This is a genomic window from Psychrobacillus soli (assembly GCF_006861775.1).
Taxonomy (GTDB): Bacteria; Bacillota; Bacilli; order Bacillales_A; family Planococcaceae; genus Psychrobacillus; species Psychrobacillus soli.
This window is the reverse complement of the sequence record NZ_VDGG01000001.1, coordinates 71,517-90,164: the sequence shown is the minus strand read 5'-3', so window position 1 is coordinate 90,164 and position 18,648 is coordinate 71,517. Positions and strand designations below refer to the sequence as shown.

The window sequence follows — 18,648 nt, the reverse complement described above, 5'->3', positions numbered from 1 at the left end:
CGGTTTGATGGATACTATTACAATATTTCTTCTGAACTTATTGGGAGGTTAAAGTAAAAAGAGCATCGTCCTTTTTCGACGATGTTCTTTTTTATTTCTCAATATTATACTTTTGCATTTTTCGTACAAGTGTGGATTGGTCAACTTTTAATGCGGTGGCGGCCTGTCGGATACTCGGAAAGTTGCCTATCGTATCTTTTATGATTTTTGCCTCAAATGACTCTATCCGGAGTTTTAGCGGCTCTACTTCATCTATATAATTTGATGGTTCGGATGCCGTTAAGCTAAATTGCGCCCCTCTATTAAATTGGAGTTCTTTTTGTAAATCATTAATGTCTATTTCAGAATTGACGCTCATTAAAGCGATTCTCTCAACTAAATTTTGTAGCTCACGAACATTACCAGGCCAGTCATAGTTAGCAAAGGAATTTAAAGCATCAATTGAAAATTTTCGGTTGAGTCCGTACTTATGGTTAATTCCATTTAAGAAATGGTAAATGAGCGGAATGATATCATCTTTTCTTTCTTTTAGTGCTGGAATTGTAATAGGAATGACGTTGAGGCGATAGTATAAGTCCTCTCTAAACATTCCGTTTGCAATCATCTCGGACAAATCTCGGTGTGTTGCAGCAATAATTCGAATATCCACAGGGGTCGGTTTTGTTCCTCCCACGCGCGTAATTTCATGTTCTTGCAGCACCCGTAGTAGTTTAACTTGTAATGGAAGTGGCATCTCCCCAATCTCATCTAAAAATATTGTACCTTTATTAGCAGCTTCAAACAATCCTGCTTTCCCTTTTTGGTTGGCACCCGTGAAAGAGCCAGATTCATAACCGAATAATTCCGACTCCAATAGTGATTCCGGTAACGCACCACAATTAATTTTAATTAATGGGTAGTCTTTTCTAATACTATGACGATGTATTAATTCAACAATCTTTTCCTTACCTACACCTGAAGCGCCTTGAATGAGAATGCCAGAATCGATTTGTGCTACTCTCAATGCTCGTTCCAGTACATCTTTCATCATATCCGAATGAGCGATAATAGATAGCTTCGGATCATTCTGTCCCTTCAGTAATTCCAACTCTTGATGAATTTTCTGGTTTTGTTGTTCTAATTGCAGAATTTCTGATTCAAGTGTATTGAGAAGTGTCAGATCTCTGACATTATTAACGATTTTCTCAATTTCACCATTTTTGTTTCGTATGGGAGCGGCAGAAACAAGAACGGTAGACCCTGTACTGATTTTTTGAATAATGGTGACTTCTTTATTTTCAGACAAAGCTTTTAAAGATGCTGAAGCATCAATTACGTTTTCGTCTTCTAGTTCTTTTAAACTCCGGCCAATGCAATCTTTTGCTGATAAGCCAGTAATTTGTTCATACGATGGGTTTTGGTGAATGATAATTCCATCTTTATCGGAAATAACGATACCATCAATGGAGGAATTGATCACTTCATTTAATTCATTTCTTACACTTTGGAGGGATTCCGTTTCCTTTTTTAATCTAACTAATTCATTCATCGGGTTAATTAAAACCACAATTTGATTATCTTCCGTAAAGCTTGTAACTTCGGCTGGATAATTTATCAAGCTAAAAGAGTGAGCACCTTTCAAAATTGTCTCCACAATATCCTCTAAATAGTAATTATAATTTTTGGCTAATGCATTGGAAAACAAAAGATCTCCTTTCTTATTTAATATGAGGACACCGATGACATTGATTTTAGTAAGTAAATTCTTCATAGTTTTTCCTCTCTGCATCACATTTTGAAAAACGATGATATTTTGCATCATTTTCATCGATTATACATCATTTTGTATTGAGAAAGTAGATAAACAAGGATTAAAAAGTTGGCACGGAAATTGCATTATATAATAATTGATAAAATTAAAAAGAAAATGTAGGAGGTAAATATATGTCCATCTCGATTAAAGAAACATCTCATTCACCAGAGCAACTAAAAACAATGTTATACGACATGATGGTAATTAGAAGCTTTGAAGAAACAGTAGAAAAACTCTTTCAACAAGGAAGAATTCATGGGACGATGCATTTATGTATCGGACAGGAAGCAACAGCAGTCGGTGCATGCGTACCATTAACAAATGAAGATAAAATCACGAGTACTCACCGTGGTCATGGCCATAGCTTGGCGAAAGGAACGAAGGTCAAGGGTATGATGGCCGAGCTACTCGGAAAAGAAACTGGTTATTGTAAAGGCAAGGGCGGTTCGATGCATATCGCTGACTTGGATGTAGGGAATCTAGGTGCGAACGGGATTGTTGCTGCAGGTTTACCTTTGGCAACAGGCGCAGCTTTAACGTCAAAAATGAAAAATCTAGGTTATGTTGTTGTGTCATTCTTCGGTGACGGGGCGACAAATGAAGGCGCTTTCCATGAAGCCATTAACTTGGCATCCGTTTGGGATCTTCCTGTTGTGTTCTTCTGTGAAAACAATTTATACGGCATGTCAGGTTCCATAAAAGAAATGACCAATATTGCAAACATCGCCGACCGTGGTGCAGCTTACGGCATCCCAAGTGAAACAATTGATGGCAATAATGTACTGGAAGTTGCCGAAGCGACGGAAAGAGCAGTTGCAAGAGCAAGAGAAGGGAAAGGTCCTACGTTAATCGAAGCGCACACATATAGATGGAGAGGGCATTCACGAAGCGATGCGAGAAAGTATCGGACACGGGTTGAAGAAAAAGAGTGGAGACAAATGAGAGATCCAATTGCATCATTCAAAGAGCAACTCGTTGCAGAAAACATCCTAATGGAAGAAGAATACGAAGCGTTAGATAAAAAAGTTCAAGCAGAAATGGATGAGGCAGTAAAATTCGCAGAGAACAGTAAGGAACCAAGTCTAGATACTTTAATGAACGATATTTTTGCATAATTGAAAGGTGATGAGGAGCATGAGAGAAGTTACGTATTTAGAAGCAATTAGAGAAGCGATGAGTCAGGAGATGCGCAAGGATGACAACGTTTTCATTATGGGTGAAGATATCGGTATTTATGGGGGCGCTTTCGGTTTAACAAATGGCATGATTGAAGAATTTGGTCCGGAACGGGTACGAAATACCCCTATTTCTGAAGCTGCTATTAGTGGATGTGCAGTTGGTGCGGCGATGACGGGCATGCGACCTATTTTGGAGATTCAGTTTTCAGACTTTATTATGATTGCGATGGATAATATTGTGAATCAGGCGGCTAAAACACGTTATATGTACGGTGGTAAGGCGCAAGTTCCTATCGTCATAAGACTTCCAGGGGGTTCAGGTGCAGGGTTTGCTGCACAGCACTCCCAAAGTTTAGAAGCGTGGATGACACATGTGCCAGGCTTGAAAGTTGTACAGCCATCAAATGCTTATGATGCGAAAGGGTTAATGAAAGCTGCGATTAAAGACAATAATCCGGTGTTATTTTACGAGCATAAGCTTCTTTATAATACTAAAGGGGAAGTGCCGGAAGAAGACTACGAGATTCCGTTGGGTCAAGCAGATATAAAAAAAGAAGGCTCAGATATTACAATTGTAGCGACAGCGATTATGGTAAATAAAGCACTTGAAGCAGCGGTGGAACTTGAAAAAGAAGGAATTAGTGTGGAAGTCATTGATCCGCGTACGTTAGTACCTCTGGATACAGCGACAATTTTGGAATCGGTTAAGAAAACAAGCCGAGTCCTTGTTGTCTATGAAGCAGTAAAAAGAAGCGGATATGGTGCGGAAATCGTAAGTATGATTGCAGAAAGTGATGTCTTTGATTACTTGGATGCACCAATTAGACGTTTAGGTGGGCTAGCTACCCCAATTCCATACAATCCGGTATTAGAAAAAGCGGCAGTTCCACAAGTAGATGACATCGTACAAGAATGTAAAAAACTAATGAATAAGTAGGAGGTGTTCGTATGGCATCAGAAGTCGTTATGCCTAAATTGGGAGCAACAATGGAAGAAGGGACGATTGTCTCCTGGTTAGTCCAGGTTGGTGAACTGGTAGAAGATGGGGATCCTATCGCAGAAATCCAAACGGATAAAATTGTCATGGAAATTGAGGCGGAGACAACAGGCGTTTTGTTGAAAACATTGTATGATGCGGGAACAGCGGTAAAAGTGCATGAGGTCGTTGCTTATCTCGGTGATGAAGGTGAAAGTGCTGAAGGATTGGGGGACGATTTGTCAAAATCTACTAAAGCATTTGGAGAAAAACTAGAACAAACGGTGAATGAAACAACAGCAATAAACGAAGTATCTGTATGGGCATGCGATAAAATTAGAAGAACGCCGGCTGCAAGAAAACTGGCCGAAGAAAGCCAACTTAATCTATATGATATTGCTGGCTCTGGTCCATTGGGGCGAATTCAAAAAATTGACGTTGAAAATTATTTGCAACAACAGGATACAAAGCGAATTACTCCATTGGCAAAGAAAATCGCAGATGATCAAGGCATCGATTACAAACAGATCGAGGGAACAGGTTCACATGGGAAAATTCGTAAAGAGGATCTTGTTTCCACACCTGTTACGAATGAAAAGGTGATGGTTTTAGCAGACAAGCGGATGCCGTTTAAAGGTATGCGTAAAGTGATTGCGGATAGAATTTCGGCAAGTGCTTATACAGCTCCGCATGTAACACTTTTATCAGAAATAGATATGACGAATTGCGTAGCTCTTCGTCAGGATTTGCTGCCGATTATTGAAAAAGTGGAAGGTTTAAGAATTTCTTTTAATGAAATTTTGATTAAGGCAACGGCATTTGCTTTAAAACAAAACCCCAATATAAATATTTCATTAGAGGGACAAGAGATTGTCTATCATTCGCATGTAAATATAGGTATGGCTGTGGCGGTACCGGATGGCTTAGTCGTTCCGGTACTTAGAAATGTAGATCAAAAAGGTCTGGCGGCTATTACAAGTGAAGCTAAGGGTATTGGAAAGCAGGCCCGCGATGGAAAACTTTCCCCTGATGATATGCAGGGGAGCACATTTACAATTAGTAATTTAGGAATGTACGCCATTGATGGGTTTACACCGATTATTAATAGTCCAAATGCTGCTATCTTAGGCATAGGACGTATTCAGAAAAAAACGGTCGTTGTAAATGACGAATTAGCGATTCGATCCATGATGAATTTAAGTTTATCTTTCGATCACCGAATTATTGACGGCGCACCGGCTGCTGCGTTCTTAACAGACTTAAAAGATGTACTAGAAAATCCATTCAAATTAATGATATAAGGCGGTGACAGCATGACGTTGTATGATGTGATAATTGTCGGCGGCGGTCCAGGTGGATACGTTGCCGCGCTTAGAGCTGCCAAAAATGGTAAGCGGACAGCGCTTGTGGAAGCAAATCATTTAGGTGGGACATGTCTGAATAGGGGGTGTATTCCCTCTAAAACATTATTAAAGCATGCAGAAATTATAGAAACCATTGAAAAAGCGCAAAACTGGGGAATTAAAACAGATAATCTAACTTTATCATTGGAAGAGATGTTTGCGCGTAAAGATCAAGTGATTGCTACTTTACGAAGCGGTATTGACCACTTATTAAGAAATGGGAAAATTGACGTCTACAATGGATATGGCACCATTCATGCCGCTAAAAAAGTAACTGTTCAATTCGGAAATGAGTCAAAACAACTTACTGGTAAGAAAATCATCATTGCGACAGGTAGCCAGCCTGTTGTGCCGCCGATTAGCGGCCTTGAGACTGCGAATTATCACACAACCGATACGATTTTTGACATCACGGAAATACCTCAATCGATTGTGATTGTAGGCGGTGGTATTATCGGGGTAGAGTTTGCTAACATCTTTGCCAGTTTAAAAACAGCGGTCACAATTGTTGAACTTGGCAATAGAATTATACCAACAGAAGATGAAGACGCTTCAAAAATATTGCTCAAAAGCTTAAAGAAAAAAGGAATTAAGGTGTTAACGAACTATCAAGTAGCATCCATTCAAGAAAGTAATCATGAAAAGATGGTACGTATTGTTTCGCAAGAAGGAAAAACAGAGGACCTGAAAGCGGATCAAATACTACTAGCAGTCGGTCGTAAACCTAATCTCTCTGCCGTTTCTGAACTGGGTCTTAAAATGAATGGCAGATATCTCGCAGTAAATGATTATCTTGAAACGAGTGAAAAAGATTATTTTGCTGTAGGTGACGTGATCGGGGGACTACAATTAGCGCATGTAGCCAGCGCCGAGGGGTTAACAGCTGTCGAGAATTTAGATGAAGAAAAAGAAAAGATGAATTACAAAGTGATGCCTCGCTGTATTTATACAAATCCGCAAGTTGCTAGCGTGGGAATGAGTGAAGCAGAACTGAAAGAAAAAGGAATTATGTATAAGGTAAATAAATATTCTTTTTCAGGTAATGGAAAAGCATTGACAATGGGTGAAACAGAAGGATTTTCCAAAGTGATGATCGATGAGAAGTATGGTGAGATAGTGGGCGTTGTGATGGTAGGCGCTCATGTCACGGAGATAATTGGTCAATCCTCGGCTTATATGTATCTGGAAGGAACTGTTGACGAGCTTGCACAAATGGTTCAGCCTCATCCTTCTCTCTCAGAAGTATTAATGGAGTCGGCAAATGCGTTAATTGGTAAAGGAATTCATTCTTAATCAAAACAAGGAAGGTGACCCCATGTTCAATTTGAGTGGTAAAAAAGCCATTATAACCGGTGGTGCTCAAGGATTAGGATTTTCAATGGTAGAGGCTTTTCATAACGGGGGCGTTGAGATTGCAGTAATCGATATTTCAGATGAGATAACTACAATCTCCGACAAATTAAAAGCCAATGATGCAAAAATTCATGCTGTTAAAGGAAATTTATTAGATATAGACAGTTTAAGACAGTCTTTTAATGAGGCTTTGGAGAAACTAGGTGGAACAGTTGATATTTTAATTAATAGTGCTGGATTAATTGAAAGAAAACCAGCTTTTGAAGTGTCGCTCGAAAGTTGGCATAGAATTCTGGGTCTGAATGTCACTTCCGTTTTTGAATTATCCAGACTGGCAGCAACAGAAATGAAAAAGCAGGGATCAGGGAAAATCATTAATATGGGCTCCATTCTTTCTGTATTAGGCGGTTTTAATGCGGTTGCGTATTCTACGAGCAAGGGGGCCGTCTTGCAATTGACAAAGTCTTTATCGAATGAGTGGGCAGAGTATGGTATCCAAGTGAATGCCATTGCGCCAGGTTATATGTTAACGACGATGAATACGGATCTTATGAATGATCCTGTGAGAGGACCGCAAATGGAAGCTAGAATTCCTGCTAAAAGATGGGGGACACCCGAAGATGTTGCAGGCGTTGCATTATTTTTAGCCGCAAATGCTTCCGATTATGTGACGGGTACATTAATTCCCGTAGATGGCGGTGTATTAGGAAGGTAAGTAAATTCTAGTAGGAGGCGAAGTTGAATGAAGAAAAAATTATTTATTAACGGTGAATGGATTGAATCCGAACAGTATGCAGATTTATTTTCCCCTTACACAGAAGAGAAAATCGCAGAAATCCCTCTAGCATCTGAAAAACAAGTGGATGCTGCTATTGATGCTGCTTATAATAATCGAGAAGTAATGGCAAAGTTAACAGCTTATGAAAAAGCTGAAATACTGGAGAAATTAGTTGATTTACTAAAAGAAAACAGAGTAAAGGCCGCTCAAATTATTGCAATGGAATCTTCAAAGCCGTTAAAGTTCTCTTTAGGAGAAGTGGACAGAACGATTGAAACATACAAGTTCGCTGCAGAAGAAGCAAAGCGCATTCATGGTGAAATGATTCCTTTAGATGCTGCGAAAAACGGGGCGGATAGGCTAGGTTATACATTAAGGGAGCCTATCGGCGTTGTAGCTGCGATTACCCCTTTTAATTTTCCAATGAACCTAGTTGCTCATAAAGTAGGACCTGCCATTGCAGCAGGGAATACAATTGTATTAAAGCCGGCATCTCAAACTCCTTTGTCAGCTTATTTTCTTGCTGAGTTATTAGAGGCAGCGGGATTACCGAAAGGTACCTTTAACTTAGTAACTGGAAGTGGACGCAAAGTCGGCGATCGGCTTGTAACAAGTGATAAGGTGAGCATGGTTACTTTCACTGGAAGTCCAGAAGTAGGGATAGGAATTAGAAATAAAGCGGGTTTGAAGAAAGTGGCATTAGAACTAGGCTCTAATGCAGGTCTTATCATAGATGATAAGGTACATATAGATAAAATCGTCCCGAAATGTGTTACAGGTGCATTTTCTAATCAAGGACAAGTCTGTATCTCTCTTCAAAGAATTTATATTCATGAAAATTTATTTGAAGCATTTACAGCAAAATTCAAAGAGGAAACGGAGAAACTAGTATTGGGAGATCCGTTGGATGAAAATACAGATGTATCGTCACTCATTTCTAGAAAAGAACAGGATAGAGCAAAAGCTTGGATTGATGAAGCGGCTAAAGAGGGCGCCCAAATCATTTCTGGTGGTGTGATTGAAAATAATATCTTGTTACCAACTGTCATCGTTGGTGCAGAACCTCATTTAAAAGTATCCTGTCAAGAAGTGTTTGCGCCGATTGTCACGATTAACTCTATTAAAAATGTAGAGGAAGGTATTGACTACATCAATGATTCAAAATATGGATTACAAGCGGGGATTTTCACAAAGGATATTCACACGGCAATGAATGCTTCTAAGCGGCTTGAAGTAGGCGGTGTAATGATTAATGATATTCCGACTTACCGAGTAGATCAAATGCCATATGGAGGTGTCAAAGAAAGTGGTAATGCGCGTGAAGGGTTGAAATACACAATTGAAGAAATGACAGAAATGAAATTAGTCGTTTGGAATCAAGAACAATATTAATTTGATATAGAGGGATTTAAATGAGCGAATTATTGGGATAATAGGAAATCCGATTGTATACTCTCTATCTCTATTACATCAAAATGAAGTCTATGAATGAAATGAAGTAGCTGCTTACTTTCAAACTTTTCAAGTAGAGTCTGAAGATCTAGAGACAGCTATTAAAGGGTTCATGATGACAGTTCCTTATAAAAATAAAGTGATTGCTTTTTTACCAGTTGGATTCAATAGCTGAAAAAAGAATGTGGTGAATGTTGTACAACTAATTGACAATAAATACGAGAGATACAACTTTGATGGGGAAGTATGGCTTGAAGGGGTATTAAAAGACATGAACAGACAAAAACCTATTAGAGGAAAGTATTCTCTTTTTACGTACAGGAGGCGCTGCTCAGTACATTTATCATACGCTTTCATAATATAAAGATGTACGTACTGATATCGCTAATCGAACGATTAAAATAGCGGAAGCAGAATTTCACCTATTTACAGATACTACTTCACAAAATGCAACAAATACTAAATTTTGAAAGAACGGCTTTGTAACTCGTTCAGCACTTCAAAACGCTGCATCTGTAGCTGCATTGTTCTTAACGACAGAAGCAGTAGTAGCAGACATTCCAGAACCAGCAGGCAGCGGAATGGGCGGCATGATGTAATAAGCCGCTTCAACCCTTGATATGTATGGGGTTGTATGTAAGATGAAAGTGAAATACTAATCCAGAGGATTAAACCTGAGGCTTCTCATGAGTTGTGAAAACTTTTGGGAAGCTTCTTTTTTCATTTCTTTTGTAACGGGGAGATAGACATTCTTGGTGATTTGAACATCTGAATGGACGAGTTATCCATGATTTGTTCGAGTGCTACACAAAGGAGGTGAACCTGATGGGTCACCTCTTATTTGTGGTAGGATGATTATTATTGATGCGATATGCTTGAAATATCTTTTTGAATAATATTGTTGTCTTAAGCAGAATGTTCGAGTTACTTATAGTTATTGTCTAATCAGTCTGAAAACTGTATTCGCTCACTATTATCGATACATCAGAAATTCAAGTCACACTTAAACCTAGTATTAAGTATGATCGATGTGTTGGTTATTGTATTATGGATAATAGAACGACTGCCTCAATAAATATTTATAAAATAAAAATTAAGGAGAATTATATGGTCTGGAGCAAATTGAAGCAAAATCTGGAGAGTTTTCTCTGTCCTGCATTATATGGAAGGGTTGAATACCGTGCAACCAGCTACCGTTATTTACCTGATAAAGCAGGGATTTGTTATATTATGGTAGATAAAAAGAATGTACTCAATATGAGTGATATAACTACCTTAATCAGATGGTATCAGACGGAGCTGGAAATTAAGAATGATTCAGATATCCAAATTCCTATCAACAATGAGGAAATTGAAGCGGTAAGAAAAGAAACCAAGGGGATAGTTCCGGAGAATCGTCTACAAGTAATTGCAAGGAGTAGAAAATTATCAGAATATGCAAAGGAGCTTTTGTCAGCTCAGTCATCATTAAGTAAATCAAATTTTATCGTTGTAGCTAATAAGTTTTTATCTACTTCTATAGAGGAAAGCATGGAGAGCAATGATATCCTATTGAATATTCTAGCTTTGGTGGACAGACGGGTTGGAAAAAAACGAATTTTAAACATGGCCGAGAAGATAAAGTTAAAGCATCCAATTGTGCAGTATTTTTATAAACTACGGCTTAGTACGTTATGATAATAAATAACTCATCACCAAGAAGAACTACCAATAAATCCAATATATAGTCGAGTGCCATTTATATAATTTGCCCGATAGACGACTAAATAGACATATTACAACGAACAAAGCCTGCTCAAACGCTATTCTGAGCAGGCTATTTAATTTATCTATAAAACAGTGGTTTTGTGGATTTATATAAAGATGAAATGGATCGGGTAGTAAAAGAGTTTTCGGATGGTCGCATGGAGATCATTGAAGAAGCAGATCAATATTAATGGCTCTTTCTTGTGCTTTAGGAAATTATAAAAAATCTAGACATGTGGATGATTTTTTTCAAGTAGTATAAGGTATGCCATTTTTTGTATCGAACGCGATATAGGGATACTGTGTCCTAAAATCCCGGCGGATACTTCATTCAGCTCACTACGTCGCAGTATCTCTATTATGTGGGACATTCCATTCATCGTTAAAGGGACTGGGAAAAAATGAACTATCTAATACTAGTTTTTTTGCCTAATTCGAGTTCGTCTTGCATCGCTTTTCCTGATTTATCAAGAAGCCAATACCTTACAAATAACCCACGTATATAATATATTCCTACCTAACCTAAAAACTTACATTTGTATCCATTTGAACTTTGTAACTTTGGAAATTCCTACGCTCGAACATTCTCGATAAAGACATCTACATCGAGACGACAGAAGGTGCGGTTATATCACAATTCATTATCTACGTGTTAAACTATTCTTAGATTACACTACAAATGTATTGATATTCATCGAAGCTGATGCCAACCGGTTATGGTTTGTATGATTGTACATATATGTGCATTAACGCGAATGTTTGTAAAACTGGTAACCTGCAAGGATTTATATAGAAAATAATAAGGTGGTGCTTCCATGATTGGTATGGGCTATCGGACGATAAAGACTGCTATAGGAGCAGGGTTGGCAACTTGGATTGCGAGTTTATTGGATTTGGAATTTGCAACATTTGCAGCAATTATTGTTATTATGTGTATCGAGAAAACGAAGAAAAAGACATTAATTACAATTAAGGATAAATTCTTTGCCTCTCTTTTATCTTTGATTCTTGGTGCTTTGTTGTTTGAAGTGTTAGGTTATTATCCCATTGTCTTTTCCTTATTTATTTTATTATTTGTTCCAATCCTCGTAAGAGCTCACATCCAGGGTGGTTTTGTCACAAGTATGGTTGTCGTATTACATGTTTATACGGTAAAGGATGCTAACTGGTCTATGTTTCTGAACGAGCTCTATATTATTTTCATCGGTATGGGAATTGCTCTTCTCGTCAATAGTTTCATGCCAAATTTCAAGCGAGATATTGAAATCTTTAAGAAGGAGATTGAACAAAAGTTTGAAATTATTCTCTTTGAATTCTCTGCCCATTTAAGGGATAGTATGCGAAGCTGGGATGGGAAAGAAATACTTGAGGTAGAAGATTTGATTAATCAATCCAAAAGCATTGCCATCCAAGATGTAGAAAACCATCTGTTGCGAAAACAAAATAAACATTATTATTATCTGGAAATGCGAGAGGATCAACTGGAACTCCTAAAACATATGATGAAAATCGTTGCTATTTTCTCTTCATCTAGCCCAGACGTCAAACAGAAAGAAATGTTTGCAGAGTTCTTGGAGAATTTAAGCCGGAACGTTCATTCGGGAGATACAACGGACATTTCATTAAATGAGTTAGAGGAATTAAATGCCTTGATTCGCAAGATGGAGTTGCCGAAGACAAGAGAAGAATTTGAAGTACGGGCGAATCTATTTTATTTGATTTTTGAAATGAAAAACTACTTAAACATAAAGAGAAAACTTTTTACAAAAAGAAGTCGATAGTGGAAGGAGCCTGTGAGAGAGGACATTCAGATGATTTATTTTTACAAATGTTGATATACCGCACTTTTTTGCAAACATCGTTAAAGATATAACACACTCTCACCTTTCGGGCAGCATGATGTAAGTCAGCCGTCAAATGCCTGATGTAACAAGTTAAGGCATGTGACTAACCTTTTGACCACGATTTAGAATTTTAATCCCCTCAATTTGAATATTGAGGGGGTTTTTCGTTTTCTCAAAAATGCTAAACAGGAAATGATTTTATGTCTTACTATTCATTATAAAATGCATTTATTTTTCCTATAAGTTCTCGTCGACTGTTTACACCAGTTTTAACAAAAATAGATTTTAAATGATTTTTGAACCGTATAGCTAGATATATGTAGTCTATCTGCTATAACTTTGGTTGATTTCCCTTTTAATAATTCTTCTACTAATTCATGTTCTCTTTTGGTTAAATCAAAAAGCTCTAAAAAAGTCTATTCATTTCATGAGGACTAATACGTTCAATGAGTAATGCAATTTGAGTGGAAGAAGTGAGTAAGAGACTTACTTTAATCGACATAAATAAATGGTTAAAAGCATGCAAAATAACTTTGGAATCGGATGGTGTAACTTGAGAGCAGATTGCACGATTCGCCTTTAGCAACGAAAGGTTTACATATCTTGAAGAAAACGGAGCTTATACATTGGATACCAATTCAATTATTAACCTATTTATTTTCTAAAATTCATATAGGAAAACCAAAATTCATTGTGAAGGTAATTGGTAAAGACAATAATAATCACGTAGAAGAAACGATGATTCAGGGAACAGAAGAAGCAACGTTTACAGCTATCATAGCGTGTCATATATCACAAAGCCTTTATGGCAGAAAAGTACTGTTTGTAAAAATGTTTTTGTTGAAGATTGTAAATATATCCACTATAATGGACTAATGACATTAAACATATAAAATTAGTAGGGATTAATGGAGGGAATAAACGAGATGCAACTTAAAGATAAGATGGATGAACTCCAACCGATTTTCACGGAATTGGATGATCAGTTTGATGACGTTGTTACATGGAGACGATATATGCATCAACATCCCGAGCTTTCTTTTCAAGAAGAACGGACTGCAAAATTTATTGAAGAAAAATTAGTAAGCTTTGGACTTGAAGTCAAAACGAATGTTGGTGGACGAAATGGTCTTATTGGGATATTAACAGGTGAACAGCCTGGAAAGACAATTGCATTAAGAGCGGATTTTGATGGTCTACCAATTAATGATGAAAAGGATGTTCCATACAAATCACTAAACCCTGGTGTGATGCATGCTTGTGGACATGACGGTCATACGGCTGCTTTATTAGGCACGGCGAAGGCTTTAAGTAAATTTCGCCAAAAAATAAAAGGTAGAATCATCTTTATTTTCCAACCAGCTGAAGAATTGCCACCAGGTGGAGCTAAATTTATGATTGAGGATCATGTGCTTGATGGAGTCGATTATGTGTTTGGTGCACATCTTGCATCGGGAATTCCATTAGGAAAAGTTGCCGTTGGTGCAGGATATAAGCAAGCTGCTGTTGATAAATTTGAAATTCTGATAGAAGGACACGGTGGGCACGGGGCAAGACCACATAATACGATTGATTCAATCGTTATTGGTAGTGAAGTAGTAAACTCATTGCAAAAAATTGTGAGTCGTAGGGTTAATCCATTGCAATCTGCTGTAGTGACAATTGGTGTTTTTCAAGCGGGAAATGCGTTTAATGTCATTGCGAATACTGCAAGACTTGAAGGTACGGTTCGGACTTTTGATGAAGATGTTCGGAAACTCGTAAAGGAAGAAATTTATTCTATTGTCCAAGGAATTACAGATGCATTTCATGCCGGGTTCAAAATTGATTACCTTCATGGCTATCCCGCTCTATATAATCACCCGCAAGAAACCGAAGTCGTTCGGAATCTTTTCTCGGACGTATTTTCGGAAGATGCTGTAATCGAACTAGAGCCATCAATGGGTGCAGAAGATTTCGCCTATTATTTATTAGAAAGGCCAGGAACTTTCTTTTCAGTAGGTTCTCAAAATGAAAATGAGAATACTCATTTTCCACATCATCATCCTAAATTCGATATTGATGAAAGAGCCTTATTAACTATTGAAAAAGCATTTGTAAAAATCGTATCACACTATTTATTTTAATACGTAAAACTTATTAAACTGAGTTAATAAATATGAATAATTGTATTAAGATGCTTAGCATTTTAAATAAAAAAATGGATCTAAACTGAATTCGGTAAATAGAAGGGAGCTATTAGTAAATTCAACTATCGGAATAATTAGAACCATACATATATGAAAAGGAGATGGAAACGATGAAACTTAAAAGCATGACGATTTACATAACGATTTTATTAGTAAGTTTTCTGATTGCCGCTTGTAGTGATGAAGATTCAGGTACTGGCAATGAATCAGAACAAGCAACAAATACAGAAACTCAAACAGAAACTGAAACATCCATTGTTGTAGAAGATGCAAGACATGAAGCAACAGAACCTGCTGCATCTCCAGCGCTTGCAATCAATCGAGGAGATACAGTTGTTGTTGGATTACAAGAACCAGGTGGAGTATTTACTCCTTATTTTAATACAAGTGGTTATGATGGAAACGTCCAAGCTGTTATGTTCCCACCCTTAGTTGAGATCAATGAAGCTGGTGAAGCTGTTCCGGGTCTTGCAAAGTCTTGGGATATTTCGGAGGATGGATTAACTTATACTTACAATTTACAAGATGATTTGCTTTTCGATGATGGTACACCACTTACTGCTGCGGATGTAGCGTTTACTCTAACATTACTACATGATCCAAGCTATGGTGGCGGGACTGATATTACAGAAGCAAAAATTGTAGGTGGATTAGATTATAAAAATGGCGATGCAGACACTATTTCTGGTATCAATGTCATTAACGAGAAAACAATTGAAGTGACAACCGAAGTAGTAAATGCACGTTCTCTTCGTTTAATTGGTGGGCAAGTCTTGAAAAAAGACTACTATGGTAAAGATTATCAAAAAGGTCAATTGGATTATTTAAATGCTTTACATCAAAAACCAGTTGGTGCTGGACCATTCCGTTTTGTGGAGTATTTACCAGGTCAAGAAATTCGTTTTGAAGCAAATGAGTATTACTATGATGGTAAACCAGAAGTTGCGCAATTTATTTATAAAACAACAGAAGGCGATTCCCTACAATTTTTCCAAACAGGTGAGCTAGACTATAGTGCACTAAGTGCAAACCAAGATAACTTTGAATTTTTACAAACACTAGGATTTGCTGATATTAATGTATACACATCTTCTGCATATGGATATATGACATTCAATCATGAAAAAGAAGTATTTAAAGATCCGAAAGTACGACAAGCATTCGTACTTGGGTTAGACCGACAAACAATTATTAGTACTCATTATCAAGGATATGCAGAAGTAGCGAATATCCCAGTATCACCGACATCATGGGCTTATACAGATGAAATTGGTAGTACAAAATATGATCCAGAAAAAGCTAAACAATTATTAGAAGAAGCAGGCTGGGTTGAAGGAGCAGATGGCATCCGTGAAAAAGATGGTAAGAAACTGACTGTTTATTATTTCACATCTGCAGGTGGACTTGGAGATACATTAATTCCAATTGCGAAAGAAAATTATAAAGCGATTGGGATTGATCTTCAAGTTGAACAAATGGACTTTAATGCATTACTTTCACGTGTAGGAAATGGCGATCATGATCTTGCTTCCTTCTCTACGACGATGTTGACTGATCCATATAATGGTATCGAGAATTTCCATTCGAAAAGTGCATCTTCCATTATAAAAGGTTTTGGAAATGAAGAAATTGACGCTTTAATCGAGGCGACAATTGCGACGAATGATCTTGAAGAACGCACAAATGCATTCCACAATTTGTATAAGGCACTAGATGAGAATCCACCAGTGATTTTAATGGACTATAAAAAAGTATTAAGTGGAACAAATGCACGCGTGGATGGATTTGAACCGAATGGTTATCGTGGGATTGCATCAAGCTTGAAAGATTTAAAAATAGTAGATGTAAATAAGTAAGATTCATAGAATAACAGACATCATGAGTAAATAAAAAGCGTGCGTAAGGCGTATCCAGATGTCATGGTCTTGGATACGCCTTAATTGATTGCTAGAAGTATTAGTGCAAACAGTTACATATGTTTGGAGGGATGGAAGCTTGAGAAACTACGTGTTAAAACGACTTTTATACTTAATTCCAACGCTGATTGGAGCATCTATGCTCATTTTCTTCTTATATTCTTTAGTTCCTGGGAATTTCGTCGACTCAGATCCCAATTTGACGACAGAACGGAAAGCAGAGTTATATGCTCTTTATGGCTTTGATCAACCTGATATAGAAAGATATTTTATTTGGATTGGAAATCTCCTTCAAGGAGATCTGGGCTATTCTTTACAATTTCAAAGACCTGTTACGGAGGTTCTTGGAAATTATATTTGGAGTTCCTTTTTTGTTGCGTTAGCCTCACTTATACTCACATGGTTAATTGCTGTAATTATTGGTGTTGTTTCTGCAACTAAACAATATTCTTTTTTTGATTCATTTATTACGATTATTGTTTTTGCAGCGATGGCGACCCCATCCTTTTTCCTCGGGTTGATATTGATTAAGTTTCTTGCTGTTGATCTCGGTTGGTTCCCAGCTGGAGGAATGATTACGACTGGGAGTAATTTGACTGGATGGGACTATGTGAAAGATGTTGCAGAACATATGATTTTGCCTGTCCTTGTGCTAACAATGCTTGGGATTGGTGGGTTAACACGTTATTTTAGAACAAATATGTTAGAAGTTATTAAACAAGATTTCGTACGAACAGCAAGAGCAAAAGGATTGAAGGAAAGAGTTGTTATTTATAAGCATGCGCTTAGAAATGCACTTCTTCCAGCGATTACTCTTTTTGCCTTTGAATTACCAGCTTTGTTCAGTGGTGCGATAATTACGGAACAAATCTTTAATTGGCCAGGAATTGGTGCGATCTATATGCAAGCATTCACTGTGCGCGATTATCCACTCTTAATGGGCTTCACCATGTTTATTGCGTTATTGACAGTCATTAGTAACTTATTAGCTGACTTATTATATGGTGTAGCTGATCCAAGAGTTCGATTGAAATAAGAAAGTAACCATGAAAGACATAGATGTATGCACTACATATAGTAAGGAGTTGAAAAAGGTGGAGAATCCTCCAATTACGATTGCTAGTAAGAGTAAAGCTGAGAAGAGGAAAAAGTCTTCTTTATGGGGACAAGTATTGCAGCGCTTTTTAAAGAAGAAAATAGCGCTTGTTGGACTAGGTTTTCTCCTATTTATTTTTCTGTTTTCACTTATTGGCCCTTTCTTTTCTCCCTATGCAACAGAAGGAGTTAATCCAACGCAAATTAATCTACCTCCGAGTAGCGAACACTGGTTAGGAACTGATAAATTGGGACGTGATGTATTAACGAGGCTCATGTTTGCCGGCAGAATATCGTTAACAGTCGGTGTTGGTGCAATGGTACTATCTGTTACATTTGGAGCATTGTTAGGGATTTTAGCAGGCTATTATAAAGGGATTATCGATCAAATCGTCATGAGGATCGCTGATATATTAATGACATTACCTAGCCTGCCTTTGCTTTTTATAATGGCAGCAGTCATGTCAGAGTGGAAAGTTCCGACAGAACAGCGCCTTTACATTGTTATGTTAATGCTAAGTTTGGTCGGCTGGCCAGGACTTGCTAGACTTGTACGTAGTCAAGTTCTTAGTTTGCGAGAAAGACAGTTTATCCAGGCTACAGATGCTTTAGGATTACGGGATCATAGAAAACTATTAAATCATTTATTGCCAAATATTGTCCCATTATTAATAGTTTCTGGAACTTTGAGTATAGGCGGTGCAATTTTGAGTGAATCTGTCCTAAGTTATTTTGGGTTAGGTGTTGTCCCTCCAACTGCTTCGTGGGGAAATATGATAAATGCAGCTAACTCACTAATCGATTTTCAAAAACGACCATGGCTATGGATACCGCCGGGAATTGCTATTTTCCTTACTGTTATTAGTATCAATTTACTTGGTGATGGATTGCGTGATGCGATAGATCCAAATATGAAGAGGAGGTAA

At 37.6% G+C, this 18,648-nt stretch carries 14 protein-coding genes and 2 pseudogenes; 14 read left to right on the top strand and 2 right to left on the bottom strand.

Annotated elements, in window-relative coordinates:
* Positions 1-91 precede the first annotated feature (91 nt).
* A complete protein-coding gene (locus FG383_RS00330; RefSeq protein WP_246096768.1) occupies positions 92-1,807 on the bottom strand; it encodes a sigma-54 interaction domain-containing protein in 1,716 nt (571 codons plus the stop codon).
* A 116-nt stretch (positions 1,808-1,923) separates the two neighbouring features.
* Between FG383_RS00330 and FG383_RS00325 the strand changes: the two genes are divergently transcribed.
* The 9 genes and pseudogenes from FG383_RS00325 (at position 1,924) to FG383_RS00290 (ending at position 12,459) form a co-directional block, all read left to right on the top strand.
* Positions 1,924-2,907, top strand: a complete 984-nt coding sequence (locus FG383_RS00325; protein ID WP_142604857.1) for a thiamine pyrophosphate-dependent dehydrogenase E1 component subunit alpha — start codon at positions 1,924-1,926, stop codon at positions 2,905-2,907.
* 19 nt (positions 2,908-2,926) lie between these two features.
* A complete protein-coding gene (locus FG383_RS00320) occupies positions 2,927-3,907 on the top strand; it encodes an alpha-ketoacid dehydrogenase subunit beta (protein WP_142604856.1) in 981 nt (326 codons plus the stop codon).
* An 11-nt stretch (positions 3,908-3,918) separates the two neighbouring features.
* Complete coding sequence (locus FG383_RS00315) at positions 3,919-5,247, top strand: dihydrolipoamide acetyltransferase family protein (RefSeq protein WP_142604855.1); 1,329 nt, start codon at positions 3,919-3,921, stop codon at positions 5,245-5,247.
* Positions 5,248-5,259: 12 nt separating this feature from the next.
* Positions 5,260-6,642 (top strand): dihydrolipoyl dehydrogenase, encoded by a 1,383-nt coding sequence (lpdA, locus tag FG383_RS00310; protein WP_142604854.1) that lies wholly within the window; start codon positions 5,260-5,262, stop codon positions 6,640-6,642.
* A gap of 22 nt (positions 6,643-6,664) precedes the next feature.
* Complete coding sequence (locus tag FG383_RS00305) at positions 6,665-7,417, top strand: SDR family NAD(P)-dependent oxidoreductase (RefSeq protein WP_142604853.1); 753 nt, start codon at positions 6,665-6,667, stop codon at positions 7,415-7,417.
* A 27-nt stretch (positions 7,418-7,444) separates the two neighbouring features.
* Entirely contained in the window at positions 7,445-8,872 is a 1,428-nt protein-coding gene (locus FG383_RS00300) for an aldehyde dehydrogenase family protein (protein WP_142604852.1), read from the top strand.
* Positions 8,873-9,414: 542 nt separating this feature from the next.
* Positions 9,415-9,531: pseudogene (locus tag FG383_RS21570) on the top strand (TCP-1/cpn60 chaperonin family protein); the annotation flags it as partial.
* A 508-nt stretch (positions 9,532-10,039) separates the two neighbouring features.
* Entirely contained in the window at positions 10,040-10,609 is a 570-nt protein-coding gene (locus FG383_RS00295; RefSeq protein WP_142604964.1) for an SF0329 family protein, read from the top strand.
* Between the two features lie 884 nt (positions 10,610-11,493).
* Complete coding sequence (locus FG383_RS00290) at positions 11,494-12,459, top strand: aromatic acid exporter family protein (RefSeq protein WP_142604851.1); 966 nt, start codon at positions 11,494-11,496, stop codon at positions 12,457-12,459.
* Between the two features lie 332 nt (positions 12,460-12,791).
* Here the strand turns inward: FG383_RS00290 and FG383_RS21565 are convergent.
* A pseudogene (locus tag FG383_RS21565) lies at positions 12,792-12,872 on the bottom strand (hypothetical protein); the annotation flags it as partial.
* Between the two features lie 253 nt (positions 12,873-13,125).
* Here FG383_RS21565 and FG383_RS00280 point away from each other — a divergent pair.
* The 5 genes from FG383_RS00280 to opp4C all read left to right on the top strand — a co-directional run bounded on the left by FG383_RS00280 (position 13,126) and on the right by opp4C (position 18,648).
* Positions 13,126-13,398 (top strand): hypothetical protein, encoded by a 273-nt coding sequence (locus FG383_RS00280; protein ID WP_142604850.1) that lies wholly within the window; start codon positions 13,126-13,128, stop codon positions 13,396-13,398.
* 50 nt (positions 13,399-13,448) lie between these two features.
* The gene (locus tag FG383_RS00275) at positions 13,449-14,648 is read left to right on the top strand and encodes a M20 metallopeptidase family protein (protein ID WP_425467605.1); all 1,200 of its coding nucleotides are present in this window, start codon (positions 13,449-13,451) and stop codon (positions 14,646-14,648) included.
* A gap of 173 nt (positions 14,649-14,821) precedes the next feature.
* On the top strand, positions 14,822-16,567 hold the full coding sequence (locus tag FG383_RS00270; protein ID WP_142604849.1) for an ABC transporter substrate-binding protein: 1,746 nt from the start codon (positions 14,822-14,824) through the stop codon (positions 16,565-16,567).
* A 139-nt stretch (positions 16,568-16,706) separates the two neighbouring features.
* Positions 16,707-17,663: an ABC transporter permease gene (locus tag FG383_RS00265; protein ID WP_142604848.1), complete on the top strand. Its 957-nt coding sequence runs from the start codon at positions 16,707-16,709 to the stop codon at positions 17,661-17,663.
* A gap of 58 nt (positions 17,664-17,721) precedes the next feature.
* Entirely contained in the window at positions 17,722-18,648 is a 927-nt protein-coding gene (opp4C, locus tag FG383_RS00260; protein ID WP_246096766.1) for an oligopeptide ABC transporter permease, read from the top strand.